Here is a 16,462-nt window from a genome sequence, read left to right on the forward strand (position 1 = left end):
AGTGCGCTAAGACAAGGTCCGGTCAGCAAAAGGAACCCCGTGTGAACCTCCGCAAGAAGATCGCAGACAGCGAAGCCGTGCTGAACTGGGTGGCCCGCCGGATCGCCACTTACATTCGATTGGTCAACCGCAACACACGCTGGCAGCGCATCGGATACGAAGAACTGGATCAGCTGGTCGAACAAGGTGAACCTGTCATCGTTGTGCTTTGGCACCAACGGTTGGCGCAGTCGCCCTATTTCTTCCCGCTGGACAAGGGGCGCATCTGTTCGATCACCTCCTCTGCCCGGGCGGGCAGCATGGTGGGTCGCGTACAAAAGCTGTTTGGCATGGACACGATCGCCATGGCCAGCAAGACACGCCACGTCGCCTTGTCACGTCAGGTTCTGGGCAAGATGAAGCAGGGTATCTCTATCGGGATCGCGGCAGACGGACCGCGCGGGCCGGAACGGGTTCTGTCGACGGTTCCGCTGGTATGGGCGCGCACCTCGGGAAAGCGCGTATTCGGTATCACCTTTTCCACGAAACATGGTCGCGAAGCGGGAACCTGGGATCACCTTCTGATGCCCCGCCCCTGGCGAAATGAAGGCGTGTTTCTGTGCCGGGAATGGGCTGAAACAGTGCCCCGCAAGGCCAGCGAAGAGGAAATCGAGACCCTGCGCCTGAGCCTGGAGCAGCACATGAACGACATCACGGCAGAAGCTGACCGGATGGTCGGGCGCGAGCCCTGGTCACCTGACGCCTAACCGCCCCTGAGACGTTGCATCAGATAGACTTCGCTGCCTTCGGGAATCGGCTCGGCAAGCCCTGTGGCAATGACACGCCCGTCGATCGCGATGGAGACCCCCGCGTCAATGGGGGCCTGCAACTGCGGGTGGGCCCGGACCAGAGCCCGCAAAAGCTCTCCGGTGGTTTTGGCCTCGACCTCAACCACTTGCTGGCCCCCGGTCAGTGACCGGAGGCCGGACCAGAGGTGGACCTCAACCATTTTCCTTCAGGGCCGCCAGAATGCGCGGCGGAGACATCGGCAGTTGCTTCATCCGAACACCCGCCGCATTGGACACCGCATTGGCGATGGCGGCCAGGGGCGGCACGATGCCCGTCTCGCCCACGCCGCGCACCCCGAACGGGTGGCCCGGGTTGGGCACTTCGACGATCACCGTGTCAATCATCGGCAGGTCACTGGCAACGGGAATCCGGTAGTCAAGAAAGATCGAGTTCTGCAACCGGCCATCTTCGCCATAGATGTATTCCTCGTTCAGTGCCCAGCCGATGCCCTGTGCGGCGCCACCCTGGAACTGCCCTTCCACATAGGTCGGGTGGATCGCCTTGCCGGCGTCCTGAATGACCGTGTACCGGGTGATCGATGTCTTGCCGGTTTCCGGATCGACCTCGGCATCGACGATATGGGTGCCAAAGGATACGCCCGCGCCTTCGGGGGTTGCTTCGAAATGGCCTGAAATCGGACCTCCGGTCGATCCCATATCCGCCGTGATGTCGGCCAGAGGCATCGGGTCGAAATCCCCTGCATTGGGCCCCGAGGGCACCGCGCAGCCGTCTTCCCATTTCACCGCATCGACCGGGATGCCCCACTTGGCCGCCGCACGTTCGCACAGTTTCTCGACCGCGTGTCTTGCGGCCTTGATCGTCGCGAGACCCGACGCATAGGTCACGCGCGAACCATGGCTCACGTCGTTGTAGCCCAGCGTCGCCGTGTCGGCGATGGTCACGCGGATGTTTTCATACGGAATGCCCAGAACCTCGGCCGCCATCAGGGCCATGGATGCGCGCGACCCGCCGATGTCAGGCGTGCCGACCATCAGCTGCGCCGAACCATCCTCGGACAGTGCCAGTGACACGCTGGTCTCGCCCCCGTGATTGAACCAGAAACCGCAGGAAACCCCGCGCCCCTGCCCCGGCTTCAGCGGGGCCGAGTAGTGGGGATGCGCTTTGGCAGCCTCAAGGGTTTCGACCAGACCGATGCGTTCGTAGGTCGGGCCATAGCTGGCCTTCGTGCCTTCATGCGCGGCATTTTTCAGACGCACATCAATAGGATCAAGGCCCAGCTTGTTGCAGAGCTCATCAATGACGGATTCAACGGCGAAGGCGCCCATCGGAGCACCCGGCGCGCGGTAGGCGGCCTGTTTCGGACGGTTCGACATCACATCGTAACCGATCTGCTTGACGTTGGTCAGGTTGTAGGGCGCAAAGGCGCACATGGCCGTCATGTCGCCCGGGGCGCCGGGGAAGGCCCCGCCTTGCAGGCGGAAGACACCCTGCGCCGCCGTGATCGTGCCGTCTTTCTTCATGCCGATCTTCACGTCCATTGACGCCGAAGAGGTCGGCCCGGTGGCACGGAAAACCTCGGACCTGGTCATCACGATCTTGACCGGACGGTTGGCCTTGCGGCTGAGCGCCAGCGCGACGGGTTCGATGAACACCGTGGTCTTGCCGCCAAAACCGCCGCCGATTTCAGACGCCGTGACGCGCAGCTGAGAGGTTTCGATTCCCAGCAGCGCCGCACAGGTCTTTTGCGCGATCCAGTGACCTTGGGTTGTGCACCACAACTCGCCCTTGCCGTCATTGCCCAGCATGCCCAGGCAGGCATGCGGTTCGATATAGCCCTGATGGGTCGCCTCGGTGACAAAGCTGTCTTCGATAACCAGATCGGCCTCGGCAAAGCCCGCTTCGACGTCACCGTGACCGCTTTCGTGATAGCGCACGACATTCGGGTGCATCCCTTCCGGCACCGAATAATCCGCAGCACCTTCCCGGATCACCGGCGCATCCGGGGCCATCGCTTTGTCCACATCGGTGACGTGCGGCAGCACCTCGTATTCGACCTCGATCAGTTTCAGCGCATCACGTGCCGCCAAGGCAGATGTGGCCGCCACCGCAGCAACCGCGTGCCCGTCATAGAGCGCCTTTTCCCCCGCCATAACGTTTTCCAGCACATTCCAGAATTCGCCTTCGAGCCCGGGCTTGAACGGGACATCGGCGAAATCGGCACGGGTCACGACGGCTTTGACGTCCTTCGATGCCTCGGCTTTCGAGGTATCAATCCTGACGATCCGGGCATGGGCATGGGGTGAGCGCAGAATCGCGCCGTGCAACATGCCGGGGGCCGAGATATCCGCACCGAACTTGGCCCGGCCCGTCACCTTGTCCAGACCGTCAGGGCGATCGGGGCGGGTGCCAACGAAGGTGAAATCAGTTTTGCGATCGTCCAGAGCCATTATGACGCCTCCCGCATCTCAGCCGCCGTGTCCATCACGGCGCGAATGATCTTGTCGTAACCGGTGCAGCGGCACAGGTTGCCCGCAAGCCAATAGCGCGTTTCTTCCTCGGTCGGATTGGGGTTCTTCTCCAACAGCGACTTCGCCGCCACCAGAATACCCGGAGTACAGATGCCGCATTGAAGCGCGGCGTATTCGATCATCTTCTTCTGCAACGGGTGCAGGATGTCACCATCCGCAATCCCTTCGACGGTCTCGATCTGCTTGCCTTCGGCCTCGACACCCAGCATCAGGCACGAGCACACAAGGCGGCCATCGACGGTGACCGAACACGCGCCGCAATCGCCGGTGCCGCAGCCCTCTTTGGCGCCGGTCAGGTTCAGCTTGTCGCGCAGACAGTCCAGCAGGGTTTCGCGCGGGTCGCACAGGTATTCGACTGCGTCCCCGTTCACGGTGGTGGATACGTGGAGCTTGCTCATGCGTTTTCTCCCTTCGCGCGGGCATAGGCGATCTTTGCGGCGCGCTTGGCCAGAACGCCGGCGACTTCGGTACGGAATGCGATCGTACCTCGTTTATCATCGATCGGATTGCAGGCGGCCGACGCGGCCGCGGCCAGTGCGTCAAGGGCGGCATCGTCCATACTACTGCCGATGATCGCGTTGGCACAGTCTTCAACCAACAGAACGGTCGGTGCCACGGCACCCAGCGACACCCGCGCCTCGGTGATGACGTCACCATCCAGACGGAGGTTCACACCGACGCCCACCACCGCAATGTCCATTTCGGTACGGGGGATGAACCGCAGATAGGCGTCGCCCCCATTCGCACCACGGGCAGGGATGTTGACGGCCGAGATCAACTCGCCCTTCGCCAGCGAGGTCTTGCCGGGCCCGGTCGGGATGTCCTCGACCGCAACGTCACGCGTGCCGTCGGGGCCGGTTACGGTGACGGTCACACCTGCGGCCACCATGGCGGGCACGGAATCAGCCGCAGGTGAGCCATTGCACAGATTGCCCGTCAACGTCGCGCGGCCCTGAACCTGAGTTGAACCGATCAGGTCCATCGCCTCGACCACACCGGGCCAGTCGCGGCCAAGCTCGGGGTGCTCGCTCATCTCGGCGCCGGTGACGGCCACGCCGATCGTCCAGCTGCCGTCGGCATTGCGGGTGATGTCACGCACGCCGTCGATCTTCTTGATGTCGATGAGCGTATCGGGCGTCACCAGTTCCGAGCGCAGTTGCACCAGTACATCCGTACCGCCCGCCAGAAAACGTGTGATGCCCGTCGCGTTCGCGGCCAAAGCCGAAGCTTCGGCAAAGCTGGCGGGGCTGTGATAATCCATGAAGCTACCTCGTACCTGTTGGTCAGGAATATCTGGGTTCGCGGCGACGTTAATTCACCCCTCGTCCGGCGTCCATGGGCCGAGCGACCAAAATTCAACTTCCAAATGTCGCTTTTGGACAGGGTTCAGAGATCGATCTCGATCACCCCATCAGGTTCCGCCGCGCGGCTTTGGCAAAGGATCATGGCGCCTTCGCGCTGTTTGCGGGACAAAACGAAATCCCGATGCTCAACCTCGCCCGAAATGACACCGCATTTACAGACACCGCAGATGCCGTCAGCGCATTTCACATCCACATGAAAACCGGATTCGTTCAGAACTTGCGCCGCGTCCTTGTCCGCGGGCACGGGCAGTGTCCGGCCCGAACGCGCAAGCTTGAGCTCAAACGCGTGGTTTTCATATTCAGGCGTTTCAGGAACCGAGAAGTATTCCAGATGACGTGCCTCTTCGGGAAAGCCCTGCTTCTCGGCCGCCTGAATCACGCCGTCCATGTAACGATCCGGCCCGCAGGTATAGACATGCCATCCATATTGGTAACCGGACAGAATCACATTCAGTTCAGCGCGGGTGCCTTCATCCGAGAAATGGTAATGTATTCGATCCGCCCAGGGCATGGAGGCCAGATCATCCAGATACCCCGCCCCGCCCCGTGTGCTGGCCGAATAGTGCAATTCGAACTCGCGGCCCAGCGCATGCAGGCGATGGGCAAATGCGATCATCGGGGTGATTCCGATGCCGCCGCCCATGAGGAATGTTCTGGTTGCCGTTTCATCCAATTCAAAGTGGTTGATCGGTTTGGACACGAAAACCTTTCGGCCCTCGGTAAAGATGCGATGCAACAGCGCGGACCCGCCACGCCCGTCATCTTCGCGCAGCACGCCGATCTGATAGGTCTTACGATCCGACGGGTCTCCGGACATGGAATATTGCCGCAGAAATTCAGGCGCGACCAGGACGTCCAGATGTGCGCCCGCTGTCCATCCCGGCAGGGGCGCACCGTCCAGCGATGCAAATTCGTATTTCGTGACATCCGCCGTCATCTTTTCAACCTTGGTCACGGCGACCCGCATCACAGGTGCATCACCGGCGATCTGATAGCGATGGATGATCGACATGTCCCCGCTTGCCTTGCGGGCCTTGTACTCGTCGGCCGTCACCATGGCCTCATAGGCTGCAATCCCGGCTTCTCGGTCCATTGCAAAGGGATAGGGCCAGGGGTGCGGAGCCAGATAAGCCGGATAGACGGCCAGGGTCTGATCCTCGTATTTCAGGTCCAGATCCTTTTGCAGATCGCGCCGGTTCAACGGGTGCGTCGTGGAGCGATAGGCGCCGTCGGGCTGCAACTCGATATCCCACCACCATTTCTTGATGTCGTTCAGCCCGCCATTGCCGACTGCATCGTCCAGCCTGGCCAGCGCGGGCGCGGCGGCGGGGATGTGCATCGCAGCCCAGCGGAACGGGCGTTCGGCGAAGATGCCTTCGAGGTTCCACGGGCAGGTCTTCATGCAGCGCCCGCACATCGCACCGCCCGGGGTCGTCACACGGTACGTGGCGCATTTCTGGCTGTCGGATTTCCAGATTTCGTAACCGTTGAACATCAGCTTAGGTCCGGCGGTGATCGCGCCCGAGGGACATTCGCGGGCGCATTTGTTGCAGGATGCGCAAAAGGTTTGCAGGCCGAAATCGATGGGTTTGTCATGCGCCATCGGCATGTCGGTCGTCACCACGCCTGATTTCAGGCGCGGGCCCAGATAGGGGTTCAGGATTACTTCTCCGATCCGGCTGACCTCGCCCAGGCCGGACAGCAACAAAAGCGGCGGTTGCAGCACCTCGCCATCCATCACCGTATGCGCCTTGGCCTTGTAGCCCAGGTTGCGGATCTGCTGGGCGATCACGCCGCCCAGCAGCGAAAAGCGTAGATAGGCGCGCATGGATTGGGCGACGCTGATCCAGTCGTCACCGCTGGCACCTTCCATCGTTTCATAGCCCTGATCGATGATCATGCTGATGGCCTGATCATGAGGCGGCACGATTTCTTCGCCCGTGGCGTCATGAGAATACCACGCCCATTCCGGGCAGCGGCTGAGTCCCACCGCATCGACCCCCAGGAAATAGGTCGCCGCCTTGATGTTCGCCGCATTGCGCTCGGCATCGGTGGGTCCGGCGACCTCGGCGCTTTCACCATCCTGCAACAGAACGAATGCACCCAGCGCGCGACGCTGGGCAAAGCTGGGCGCGGCCTTGCGCACGTAGTACCCGCCTTTCGCGGCGTCCTGCAATGACTTGCCCATGTCGCCGAACTGGGCGCGGGCGAACATATCGGCGCGCTTGGGAACGCGGGCAACATTCTCTTCGTCGATATAGGTTGTCGGAGCCTCGACCCGTTTGAGCTTTTCGAAGGGATGGGCCCCGTCCACATAGCGTCGTTTGGCATATGGGTCACGGTTGAGGGCGTTCTTGGCAAATCCCGTGCCCAGCCACCATGCCGGACCTTGGGTTCGAAACCACGGCTGTTGCGCCATGGGCCTCAGCGGCCGGTCATGCGCGATGGGCATCTCGGTCGTCACGGCTGCAAGGCCAAACCGGGTGCCCAGCCAAGGCGCAACCAGCTGGTCGCCCTCGACCGAGGCCAGACCGGCGGCCACGGCCAGCTTGCCCAGATCAACCTCGGACGACATCACGCTGTGCGCGCGGGCGTCAAAACCCAGCAGTCGGAAATAGTTGGCGATGACGACGGCATTCTCGGTTGCCAGCAGGCAGGAACGATGATCCTGCGCGTCGATGATCCAGTCCGCACCGGGTTCGGAAGGGTCGGGCTCGCGGTTATGTTCATAAAGAAAGACGATGGCGTGACGGTGGTCGTTAATCGGCTTGGGCGCGGCCTCCATACTGTCTTTCAGATCGGCCATGATGAGATCGATCCCAGAGGCCAGCGTTTTGGTCTGGCGCGTGCGCAGCGCGTGGGCAAGCCGGTCGATATCGGGGTTGCGGCGTGGTTCGTCCAGCAGTGCACCCGACGGCAACGGCCCGCAGCCCATCATCGATGCGTCGTTGAAATATCCAAATGCCTTCAGATGGTTGGCGCGCTCCTGCGGATCTGAGGGGATCTCGGATGCAATCGGGTTCACCAACCCGTCGCGGATCGCGTCCAGCATCGCCTGAAACTCGCCCATGGCGTTGACGATGCTGTCTGGCCGTTCCGGCCGGTGGAAACTCAGTTCGCCCATGGCGGGCACGCGCGACAAATCCGGCATGGTATCTTGTCGGGTCAAACGCTCCAACGGGTATCGCCCCATGTGAACGGGCCGGTTCTTGTCCGAGAAAAAGCGGATTCCCATTATGCGCCTCCTGTTGCCATCCATCCCCTACCCCGTCATGGACAGCGAAACCATTCATGCATAATCATAAGAGGTATGAAGAAAATCGATTTCACTGATCTGGACGGCAGGGTTCTGCGCACCTTTCTGACCATTCTCGAGGAAAGCTCGGTTTCAAAAGCTGCGGATCGGCTGGGCGTCACGCAATCGGCCATCAGCCACACTCTGGCCAAGCTCCGGCTGGTGCTGGGCGACCCGTTGTTTGTTCGGTCCGGTCAGGGCCTGACCCCGACCGAGCGCGCCTTGTCCTTGAAGGAGCCCGCACAAAAGGTGCTGGACGGAATGCGGGCGCTGACCGAAGGGCGGCCGTTCGACCCGCAGTCTGAACAGATCAGGATCCGCATCGCCACCAATGACATGCCACGCGAGTTGATCTTTCCGCAGCTGCTTCGAGAAACACGTGCCGAAGACGCAGGTCTGCGGCTGGAATTCATTCCTTCAGGCGTTCCCGACCCCGAGCTTCTGCGCAGTGACAGATGCCAGTTGATGCTGACCCCGTTGCCACCGGATGGGCCGGATATCTTTCAAAAACGCCTGATGACCAGCCCGCTGATGCTGTTCTATGACGCCACACAGCGCACGCCACCGGACAGTTGGGACGCCTATTGCAACTGCGATCATGTCGAGGTTCGCTTTGCCGATGGCCGCAATGCCCGCGCCGTCATGCGTGGCGTCGATCAAAGCCAGATCCGGCCAGCGGTGGTGACCTTGCCGCATTTCAACGCCATCCCGGCCTTCATTCTGGGCAGCGACCTGATCTCGACCGACACGGCGCTGATGAAACAGGGCCCGCTGGCCATGCTGGATTGCGCGCCACTGCCGTTTGAATGCGCGCCGGTGTCGATCTACATGGTCTGGCACCAAAGGTCGGCCAATGACCCGGCCCATCGCTGGGTGCGGGCCCGGATCGAGGCGATCGCCGCGTCTCTTCAGACCTGAGACAACAGCCAGTCGCGCATGATCCTGATCAGTTGCGGCTGGCGCGGCTTGCGGGGCGCAACCACGTAAAACCCCAGATCTGCAAGCAGGACATCCGCAAGCGGCTGAACAAGACGGCCCGAGGCCACCTCGGGCGCGACAAGAGGCGCATTGGCCAGTGCTATCCCCTGCCCCGAAACTGCGGCATCGATCGCAAGGCTGGTCTGGCTGAAGCTCATCATTCTGGGTTTTCCGCTGACACCCACCCGTTCAAGGAACAAGGGCCACAATCCGTGTGTATCGTTCAGCAATACCTGTTTCATCAAGTCAGAAGGGTTGCTGATTCCGCCCCCAACAGAAGGGCTGCATACCGGGATGAATTCGGTCGAGAACAAAGGCGCCGCCTCCAGTTCCGCCGCAAACGGCGCCCGACCCTGCCTGACCGCAAGATCGACGCCATCCGAACTGAAATCCGCCAGACGCTCGCGCGCATCCACCTGAACCGAGATGTCCGGATACAGGTCCGTGAAGCCCGACAAACGCGGCACCAACCATTTCGAGGCAAAGCTGGGCGTGACCGACAACGTGATCCGCCGGTCCTGGGACAGGTCGGCCACAGCCTCTTCGATCAACCTGAAAGCACGCCGCAGGGGCGCGTGAAACCGCCGCCCGGCATCCGTCAGGCGCAACCCGCGCGGCAGGCGGTCGAACAGAACCTCGTTCAATCGCGCCTCAAGCCCGCGCACCTGCTGCGCCACGGCGCCCTGCGTCACGCCCAGCTCTTCGGCGGCCAGTCGAAAGTTCAAGTGACGGGCAGAAGCCTCGAAAGCGCGCAAGGCGTTAAGGGGTGGAAGGGCGGTCATGCAGTTATCCTGTAGATTTTCTACAGAATAGAGGCAGCAGAACTGATTGGTCAAACCACTGTCCGACGGCCATCTTGGGATCAACTGAAAACGGAGATGTCAAATGGAAAAAGTAGCACTTATCACGGCGGGCGGCAGCGGCATGGGGGCGGATTCCGCCCGGAGGCTGGCGGCGGACGGTTTCAAGGTCGGCATTCTGTCCTCCTCGGGCAAAGGGGAAGCTTTGGCAAAAGAGCTGGGCGGCGTCGGCATTACCGGCTCGAACCAGTCCACCGAGGATTTGCAGAATCTTGTCGATGCCGCCATGGCCCATTGGGGGCGAATTGACGTTCTGGTCAATTCTGCCGGTCACGGCCCCCGCGCCCCGATCCTTGAACTGACGGATGAGGATTGGCACACCGGCATGGATGTCTATTTCCTGAACGCGGTGCGGCCAACCCGGCTTGTAACCCCGATCATGCAGACGCAGGGGGGAGGCTCGATCATCAACATCTCGACCTTTGCCGCGTTCGAGCCGGATCCGGTTTTCCCGACCTCGGGCGTGTTCCGCGCCGGGTTGGCGGCCTTCACCAAGCTGTACTCGGACAAATATGCCGCCGAGAATATCCGCATGAACAACATTCTTCCGGGCTTCATTGACAGCCTGCCCGAGAAAGAAGAATTCCGCAGCCGCATTCCGATGGGTCGTTATGGGCGCAGCTATGACGAGATCGCCTCGGTCGTCGCTCTGCTCGCCTCGGAGGGCGGCGGTTACATCACCGGACAGAATATCCGGGTGGACGGCGGTATCACCCGGTCTGTCTGAGCTTAGAACCGCGCCTTTACAAGATGCGTCAGCGCCGCGCCGGATTCGAAAAAGGCGCGGCGCACGCGCGTCCAGTTTTCGCGGTGTTCCGACACGGCGGGAACCGGCAGAAGCGAGGGATCATCGGCCAGAAGGCTTTGGGCCATCATGCGACCGAACACCGTGCCCGGGCCGATGCCGCGACCGGAATACCCATGTGCGGCCAAGGCGTTGGGGCCGATCTGCGTGATCTTTGGAATATGATCCGATGTCATTGCGATCCGCCCGTGCCACCCGTGTTCAAACGACTGGTCGGCCAATTGCGGATAGAGCTCGGCCAGCTTGCGCCGGACCCAACCGGAATGTGCAACCCGGCCGGCATGTTCCAGATCCCCCATGCCGCCAATGATCATCCGACCCGCCTGATCCAGCCGGAATGACGTCATGATCAGCCCGGTATCCCAACACCCTTCTTTCCTTGGCAGGATACTGGCGCGCAAATTGTCGGTCAGCGGGGCCGTGGCGTACTGGAAATAGTAGACCGGCACATAGGCAGGCGCGGTATCCGGCAGCGCAAGATGATAGGCATTCGTCGCCTGAATGACCGATCTTGCCCGAACCGCCCCGCCCGGTGTCACCAGAACCCAGTGCCCGCCCTCATATGTCATGGTCTGCACCGGGCTTTGCGTATGTATGCGCGCCCCGGCCTGTGACGCCGCGCGCGCCAAACCCACCGCATAGGCCAAAGGCTGAATGGTTCCTGCCCGTGGATCGAACAAGGCACCGTGAAAGGCCTGGCTGCCGGTGCGCTCACCGGCCTGGTCCGCCGACAACAGCTCAACCGGTGCTCCGGCTTCGCTCAACTGCGCATGACGCGTTCGCAGGTCTTTCAAACCCGACGCGGAATGGGCGCAATGCAGGGTTCCGTTGCGCACAGGTTCACACGCAATGCCATATTCATCGATCAAGGCAAACACATCCGACGGCGCCTTGGCCAGCAAGTCGATCAAACGGTTCCCCGGTTCAATACCGATATGCGCCCGGATGTCGTCCGGCGGCAGCCACAGCCCCGCATTGACCAGACCGACATTGCGCCCCGAACCGCCAAACCCGATCTCCTGCGCATCGAGCAGGCAAACCGACGCGCCGGCGCGGGCTGCGGTCAATGCCGCTGAACAGCCGGTGTAGCCACCTCCGATGACAGCCAGATCAACCGCTGCGTCAGCGGTCAGGGGCGGTGCGGGGACTTTTTCGGTGCAGGTGGTCTGCCAAAGTGATTGTTCGGGATCGTTCACGTCGGGCCTCTGAGTCCTGTCGGCGGATCATCATACCGACACCCCCCCTTTTGCAAGCGGCCTTTTGACCCGTGCTGCGACAACGAAACAGTCCCGGCAGGAACGGGCTTTGCCCGGGCCTGCCGGGCCCAACCGGAGGAGTCATTCCGTCAGGAATGATAACGACGGGCGGGAGAGCCCGCGTGGTGGGCTCAGACGTCAAGCGATCGCGCGATCAGCTCTTTCATGACCTCATTGGTGCCGCCATAGATCATCTGCACCCTGGCATCCGCGTAAAGACGCGCAATCGGGTATTCCATCATGAACCCGTAGCCGCCGAACAGTTGCAGGCATTCATGAATGATCTCGTTCTGCACCTCGGATCCCCAGTATTTGGCCATCGAAGCAGTTGCCGCGTCCAGCTCGCCTGCTTCCAGTTTCCCGATACAATCATTGATGAAACTGCGCAGAACCTCGGCCTTGGTCTTGCATTCCGCCAGTTTGAACCGGGTATTCTGAAAATCCATCACCCGCTTCCCGAAGGCTTTGCGTTCCTGCACGTATTTCACGGTTTCGCCGATGGCGAAATCGATCGCGCCCAGCGCCATGATCGCGATATTCAGCCGTTCCCACGGCAGCTGTTTCATCAGCTGATAGAAACCCTGCCCTTCCTCGGGGCCCAACAGGTTTGTCATCGGCACTTTGACATCTTCGAAAAACAGCTCGGCAGTGTCATTGCCCTTCATGCCCAGTTTCTTGAGGTTCCGCCCCCTGCGAAAACCTTCACACCCGTCGGTTTCCACCACGATCAACGAAACGCCGCGTGCGCCGGCGGTCTTGTCGGTCTTGGCGGCCACGATGATCAGATCCGCAGTCTGTCCGTTCGTGATGAAGATTTTGGACCCGTTCAACCGGTAGGAATTGCCGTCCTTCTCGGCCGTCGTCCGCACCGCCTGTACGTCCGAACCGGTGCTGGGTTCGGTCATTGCCAGCGCGCCGACCAATTCACCCGACGCCAGTTTGGGCAACCACTTCTTCTTCTGATCTTCGCTGCCATAAGCGGTGAGATAGTGGGTCACGATCGACTGAATGCCATAGCCCCAACCCGCATCACCCCGCGCGCCCTGTTCGTAGGCCGTGATGGCGTCAAAACCCATGCCGCCGCCGACACCGCCATATTCTTCGGGGATCGCACCCGCCATCAGCCCGGTTTCGCCGGCCTTGCGCCAGAAATCGCGATCCACAACACCGTTTTCAACCCAGGTTTCGATATTGGGCGACAGTTCGTCATCCATGAACCGACCCGCCATTTCCGCGAACATGCGGTGTTCATCAGTGACCCATGCCGCAGTCGAAGTGAAAAGTGACATTGTACGCCCTCCAATCGGTCTCTTGGGGAAAGGCTAGCGCCGTGTTCGGTTCACGCCAATCCTTGTGACGCGGCGTCCCTTTGAGGAACAACGCAACGTTCCTCGACCTGCGACGTCAGAGAATACCTTTTGACTGGCGGGGTTAAGCCAGTGCTTTGGCCACAAGGTGCCTGGCCGCATCCTTGGCGTCTTCCGCCGGATCGCAATTCTTGAGCAGAACGGCGGAAACGATTGCTCCTTCTTGCAACAACACGATCTGACTCGCAAGCTTCTGCGGATCATGCGCGCCGGCCTGTTGGGCTATGGCCGTGAAGTGTTCCAGCAAAAGCTGTTTGTGTTCGGCGGCCTGCACATGGATCGGGTGATCCTTGTCCTGATACTCGGCCCCGGCCTTGATGAACATGCAGCCCCGGAACCCGTCCTCTTCGAACCACTCTTTCAGGGCATCGAAACTGACGATGATCTGATCGGCCGGAGTTTCCGCCATCTCGTCGATGCGCTGAAAGAACCAGTTGCGAAAGTTCTCATCCCGCAAGCGCAGCGCGGCGACGATCAGGTCTTCCTTGGTGCGGAAATGCTTGTACATCGACGTCTTGGACACGCCCGTTTCCACAACCAGCTTGTCCATGCCGGTTGCGTGAAACCCGTCGCGGTAAAAGACCTTCAGGGCCTTGCTGACCAACTCATCCCGTTTGTTTGGACGCATGATTCGGCTCCATGGTGTACCGTTCTGTACATATTATCATGAAGCGTGAAGCACAATGACCCCAGGCCAAGGCATTGTTTTGAAATAGTTTTGCCAGGCGCCTTGTCTCACCATGAAATTTCCACTTGAAAAAGTTTACAGATCGGTACACTTTACCTGTAAGTTAACTGATCTGTACACCCGAGGATTTGACCGATGAAACGTCGCGCCAGCATTTTTCCACCTCAGTACGTCCCCTTCCTTCTGACCATGGCTCTTCTTGCCGCCTCCCTCACCTGAAAGCCTTTGCGGAATGTCCAGACCCCCCTTGCCCCCCTTCACGTTGGAAACTGCCGCTCAAAAAGTGCGCGCGGCGGAAGATGCCTGGAACAGTCGCGATCCCGACCGCGTGACGCCCGCCTATACGGATGACAGTCAATGGCGGAATCGGGCTGAATTCCTGTCCGGCCACGCCGACATACACGCCTTTCTGACCCGCAAATGGCGGAAGGAACTGGATTATCGTCTGATCAAGGAACTGTGGGCCTTTGCCGGAAATCGCATTGCCGTACGCTATGCCTATGAATGGCGCGACGACAGCGGTCAGTGGTTCCGATCCTATGGCAATGAAAACTGGGAATACGCCGATGACGGGCGCATGTCACATCGCCATGCCTCGCTCAACGATCTTCCGATAGCTGAAGATGACAGGCTGTTCCATTGGCCCTTGGGCGAACGCCCTCATGACCACCCCGGGTTGTCCGAATTGGGTCTTTGAAAGGATTTTCCAATGCCCCGCGCTTTTTCCGAACTGACCTTCACACCCGCTGTCCGCGCCCATCAAGAAAGGATGGGATCGGCCAGAACCTATGCCAAGTTCATTGCAGGTGGCCCGCGGCAAGGCCATCTGATCGGAGACCCCGAGAAAGAGTTCATTCAGGCGCGGGACGGGTTCTATCAATCCACAGTGTCCGAGACCGGCTGGCCCTATGTGCAGTATCGGGGCGGGCCGACAGGATTTCTGAAGGTACTTGGCCCTCAGACCATCGGATATGCGGATTTTTCGGGCAATAAACAGTATATCTCGCGCGGGAATCTGGACGGCAATGATCGTATTGCAATGATCCTGATGGATTACGCCAACCGACGCCGCCTCAAGATCCTTGGGCGCGTAGAGTTCACGGAAGGCGAAACAGCGGCCGCCACCCTTTACCCGGAAGAGGCCGAGGGACCGGCCGAACGGGCCGTGATCATCCGCGTCGAGGCATTGGACTGGAACTGCCCAAGCCACATCACGCCGCGCTTCACCGAAGCAGAGTTGCGCCCTCATCTGAACAGGCTGGGGCAGCAGTTGGCAGAGTTGCAGGCGGAAAACCAAAGGCTGAAACAGCAATTGGCAAAGTCAGGTTGACGTTTCAGCCCTCACAGAATTTACGGATTTCAAGAGAAGGGAGCGTCGCAATGGTTCGCTCGGTCTTTCACCTCTCGGCGGCTTGCCTTGCCGGTACTGCCCTGATCATTCTGATCATCATGTTCGGTTTTTTCGTCTCGCCCAGCGCCGTACGAACGTCGCCGCCATCGGTATTCAGCAAGATTTTGTTCGAACATTTGCAGCAAGAATGATGACCGAGCGTCACTGCGGCAGGAACCCGGCAAGCGCGCTTGTCGTTTCAAGCCAATGCCATCAACTCGGGCTCATGGGGCGCTTAGGCTGAAAGGCTGAAGAACCTGGCCAAAAAGCGGCCCGGTTCCAGGTCTGCTCTCACCACCAAGAATGGTGAGAGCATAAATAAGCCAGATCAGGCCGTGCTGCGCTTTTTCCGGCGCCCCATCACAAACAAACCGCTGATGCCGCCAAGAAGCAGCCAGCCAGCTGCGGGCAGCGGCACGGGGGCTACCGTGTATTCCCCATACAGCGTTGCGACGTTTTGCATGTTTTCCGTTGTGCTGAAGCCGTTCGAAATGGTGCTGCCGCCGTCCTGAGAGAAACCGAGGACCGAGAACACATAATTCTGTCCACGAAAATTAAAGCTCTGAGAGCCCAAATTGTTGGTAATGGTCACGATGTCATCACAAGGGGTAGAGTCCGCCGGACAGTTCGCTGGGCGATTCAATGTCTCGTTATGCGTCAGGGCAAACGACGAAGACACCAAAGGGCCACCGCTGATCAATATGTCAACAAGAAGGTCGACGGAGCTTAGGGTTGTTCCCGTGATCGGGAAATTCAGATGCGAGAACTGACCCAGAGCAAAAGCAGTTCCAGGCATCAGACCTGAAATTGGCGTGCCAGTTGGCGTGAAATCGTAACCACTCGAGCTGCTGCCACTTCCCCAGCGAAGAGAAATCGTAGAACCAGAGGTGCTTTCAGTAACGCCGGAACTTGGATTTACGTTTTGCCAAGAGGGCGAGATGCTGGAAATGGTCAGCGCCGACGCACCGCTTGCAGTCATCACACCTGCAACAGCGATCGCAGCTATGTTTCGTATGAATGTCATGTGCCCACCTTACGTATGAATACTCGTTACAAACCACTCTGGAAAAGAGTAGCACAACAGAATCATATTTCTAGCTCACGCGCCACATTGACGCCACGTTTTTACCTCAATCAAGGCG

At 60.1% G+C, this 16,462-nt stretch carries 16 protein-coding genes; 6 read left to right on the forward strand and 10 right to left on the reverse strand.

What is annotated here, in order from left to right; translation table 11 throughout:
- Positions 1-41 precede the first annotated feature (41 nt).
- Positions 42-746: a lysophospholipid acyltransferase family protein gene (locus ACR0E2_RS07795; RefSeq protein ID WP_480446000.1), complete on the forward strand. Its 705-nt coding sequence runs from the start codon at positions 42-44 to the stop codon at positions 744-746.
- Here ACR0E2_RS07795 and ACR0E2_RS07800 read toward each other — a convergent pair.
- The 5 genes from ACR0E2_RS07800 to ACR0E2_RS07820 form a co-directional block, all read right to left on the reverse strand.
- On the reverse strand, positions 743-988 hold the full coding sequence (locus ACR0E2_RS07800) for a MoaD/ThiS family protein (protein WP_480446001.1): 246 nt from the start codon (positions 986-988) through the stop codon (positions 743-745). The two genes, ACR0E2_RS07795 and ACR0E2_RS07800, sit on opposite strands and share 4 nt — an antisense overlap.
- On the reverse strand, positions 981-3,236 hold the full coding sequence (locus tag ACR0E2_RS07805; protein ID WP_152458905.1) for a xanthine dehydrogenase family protein molybdopterin-binding subunit: 2,256 nt from the start codon (positions 3,234-3,236) through the stop codon (positions 981-983). The genes ACR0E2_RS07800 and ACR0E2_RS07805 overlap by 8 nt, the downstream gene beginning before the upstream one ends.
- Positions 3,236-3,715 carry a (2Fe-2S)-binding protein gene (locus ACR0E2_RS07810; protein ID WP_152458906.1) on the reverse strand — a complete coding sequence of 160 codons (480 nt, stop codon included), beginning with the start codon at positions 3,713-3,715 and terminating at the stop codon, positions 3,236-3,238. Before ACR0E2_RS07810 ends, ACR0E2_RS07805 begins: the two co-directional genes overlap by 1 nt.
- Entirely contained in the window at positions 3,712-4,578 is an 867-nt protein-coding gene (locus ACR0E2_RS07815; protein ID WP_480446002.1) for an FAD binding domain-containing protein, read from the reverse strand. The genes ACR0E2_RS07810 and ACR0E2_RS07815 overlap by 4 nt, the downstream gene beginning before the upstream one ends.
- A gap of 125 nt (positions 4,579-4,703) precedes the next feature.
- A complete protein-coding gene (locus tag ACR0E2_RS07820) occupies positions 4,704-7,916 on the reverse strand; it encodes a reductive dehalogenase (protein WP_480446003.1) in 3,213 nt (1,070 codons plus the stop codon).
- Positions 7,917-7,991: 75 nt separating this feature from the next.
- Here ACR0E2_RS07820 and ACR0E2_RS07825 point away from each other — a divergent pair, with 75 nt between their 5' ends.
- A complete protein-coding gene (locus ACR0E2_RS07825; protein WP_480446004.1) occupies positions 7,992-8,894 on the forward strand; it encodes a LysR family transcriptional regulator in 903 nt (300 codons plus the stop codon).
- On the opposite strand, the gene ACR0E2_RS07830 is transcribed toward ACR0E2_RS07825, so the two are convergent.
- Positions 8,885-9,736, reverse strand: a complete 852-nt coding sequence (locus tag ACR0E2_RS07830) for a LysR substrate-binding domain-containing protein (RefSeq protein WP_480446005.1) — start codon at positions 9,734-9,736, stop codon at positions 8,885-8,887. The two genes, ACR0E2_RS07825 and ACR0E2_RS07830, sit on opposite strands and share 10 nt — an antisense overlap.
- Positions 9,737-9,839: 103 nt before the next feature.
- On the opposite strand from ACR0E2_RS07830, the gene ACR0E2_RS07835 reads away from it, so the two are divergent.
- Entirely contained in the window at positions 9,840-10,541 is a 702-nt protein-coding gene (locus tag ACR0E2_RS07835; RefSeq protein ID WP_480446006.1) for an SDR family oxidoreductase, read from the forward strand.
- Positions 10,542-10,543: 2 nt separating this feature from the next.
- On the opposite strand, the gene ACR0E2_RS07840 is transcribed toward ACR0E2_RS07835, so the two are convergent.
- The 3 genes from ACR0E2_RS07840 to ACR0E2_RS07850 form a co-directional block, all read right to left on the reverse strand.
- The gene (locus ACR0E2_RS07840) at positions 10,544-11,815 is read right to left on the reverse strand and encodes an NAD(P)/FAD-dependent oxidoreductase (RefSeq protein WP_480446007.1); all 1,272 of its coding nucleotides are present in this window, start codon (positions 11,813-11,815) and stop codon (positions 10,544-10,546) included.
- Positions 11,816-12,006: 191 nt separating this feature from the next.
- Positions 12,007-13,164: an acyl-CoA dehydrogenase family protein gene (locus tag ACR0E2_RS07845; protein WP_480446008.1), complete on the reverse strand. Its 1,158-nt coding sequence runs from the start codon at positions 13,162-13,164 to the stop codon at positions 12,007-12,009.
- 142 nt (positions 13,165-13,306) lie between these two features.
- Positions 13,307-13,870 (reverse strand): TetR/AcrR family transcriptional regulator, encoded by a 564-nt coding sequence (locus tag ACR0E2_RS07850; RefSeq protein ID WP_224853939.1) that lies wholly within the window; start codon positions 13,868-13,870, stop codon positions 13,307-13,309.
- Between the two features lie 292 nt (positions 13,871-14,162).
- Between ACR0E2_RS07850 and ACR0E2_RS07855 the strand changes: the two genes are divergently transcribed.
- From ACR0E2_RS07855 to ACR0E2_RS07865, 3 genes are read left to right on the forward strand one after another with little or no spacing between them, the layout of a single operon-like run.
- Positions 14,163-14,627, forward strand: a complete 465-nt coding sequence (locus ACR0E2_RS07855; RefSeq protein WP_480446009.1) for a nuclear transport factor 2 family protein — start codon at positions 14,163-14,165, stop codon at positions 14,625-14,627.
- 12 nt (positions 14,628-14,639) lie between these two features.
- Positions 14,640-15,260 carry a pyridoxamine 5'-phosphate oxidase family protein gene (locus tag ACR0E2_RS07860; protein WP_171118650.1) on the forward strand — a complete coding sequence of 207 codons (621 nt, stop codon included), beginning with the start codon at positions 14,640-14,642 and terminating at the stop codon, positions 15,258-15,260.
- A 50-nt stretch (positions 15,261-15,310) separates the two neighbouring features.
- Entirely contained in the window at positions 15,311-15,472 is a 162-nt protein-coding gene (locus ACR0E2_RS07865) for a hypothetical protein (RefSeq protein ID WP_162896721.1), read from the forward strand.
- Between the two features lie 176 nt (positions 15,473-15,648).
- Here ACR0E2_RS07865 and ACR0E2_RS07870 read toward each other — a convergent pair whose 3' ends face one another.
- The gene (locus ACR0E2_RS07870; protein ID WP_171363876.1) at positions 15,649-16,344 is read right to left on the reverse strand and encodes a THxN family PEP-CTERM protein; all 696 of its coding nucleotides are present in this window, start codon (positions 16,342-16,344) and stop codon (positions 15,649-15,651) included.
- Positions 16,345-16,462 lie beyond the last annotated feature (118 nt).

The sequence above is a fragment of the Ruegeria sp. A4 genome (assembly GCF_056543025.1).

Excerpts from the sequence above, each read along its gene's own strand:
- ACR0E2_RS07830 (WP_480446005.1), bottom strand. The coding sequence starts at position 9,736 with ATGACCGCCCTTCCACCCCTTAACGCCTTGCGCGCTTTCGAGGCTTCT.
- ACR0E2_RS07810 (WP_152458906.1), bottom strand. The coding sequence starts at position 3,715 with ATGAGCAAGCTCCACGTATCCACCACCGTGAACGGGGACGCAGTCGAA.
- ACR0E2_RS07855 (WP_480446009.1), top strand. The coding sequence starts at position 14,163 with ATGTCCAGACCCCCCTTGCCCCCCTTCACGTTGGAAACTGCCGCTCAA.
- ACR0E2_RS07860 (WP_171118650.1), top strand. The coding sequence starts at position 14,640 with ATGCCCCGCGCTTTTTCCGAACTGACCTTCACACCCGCTGTCCGCGCC.
- ACR0E2_RS07820 (WP_480446003.1), bottom strand. The coding sequence starts at position 7,916 with ATGGGAATCCGCTTTTTCTCGGACAAGAACCGGCCCGTTCACATGGGG.
- ACR0E2_RS07800 (WP_480446001.1), bottom strand. The coding sequence starts at position 988 with ATGGTTGAGGTCCACCTCTGGTCCGGCCTCCGGTCACTGACCGGGGGC.
- ACR0E2_RS07850 (WP_224853939.1), bottom strand. The coding sequence starts at position 13,870 with ATGCGTCCAAACAAACGGGATGAGTTGGTCAGCAAGGCCCTGAAGGTC.
- ACR0E2_RS07805 (WP_152458905.1), bottom strand. The coding sequence starts at position 3,236 with ATGGCTCTGGACGATCGCAAAACTGATTTCACCTTCGTTGGCACCCGC.
- ACR0E2_RS07845 (WP_480446008.1), bottom strand. The coding sequence starts at position 13,164 with ATGTCACTTTTCACTTCGACTGCGGCATGGGTCACTGATGAACACCGC.
- ACR0E2_RS07865 (WP_162896721.1), top strand. The coding sequence starts at position 15,311 with ATGGTTCGCTCGGTCTTTCACCTCTCGGCGGCTTGCCTTGCCGGTACT.
- ACR0E2_RS07870 (WP_171363876.1), bottom strand. The coding sequence starts at position 16,344 with ATGACATTCATACGAAACATAGCTGCGATCGCTGTTGCAGGTGTGATG.
- ACR0E2_RS07815 (WP_480446002.1), bottom strand. The coding sequence starts at position 4,578 with ATGGATTATCACAGCCCCGCCAGCTTTGCCGAAGCTTCGGCTTTGGCC.
- ACR0E2_RS07825 (WP_480446004.1), top strand. The coding sequence starts at position 7,992 with ATGAAGAAAATCGATTTCACTGATCTGGACGGCAGGGTTCTGCGCACC.
- ACR0E2_RS07835 (WP_480446006.1), top strand. The coding sequence starts at position 9,840 with ATGGAAAAAGTAGCACTTATCACGGCGGGCGGCAGCGGCATGGGGGCG.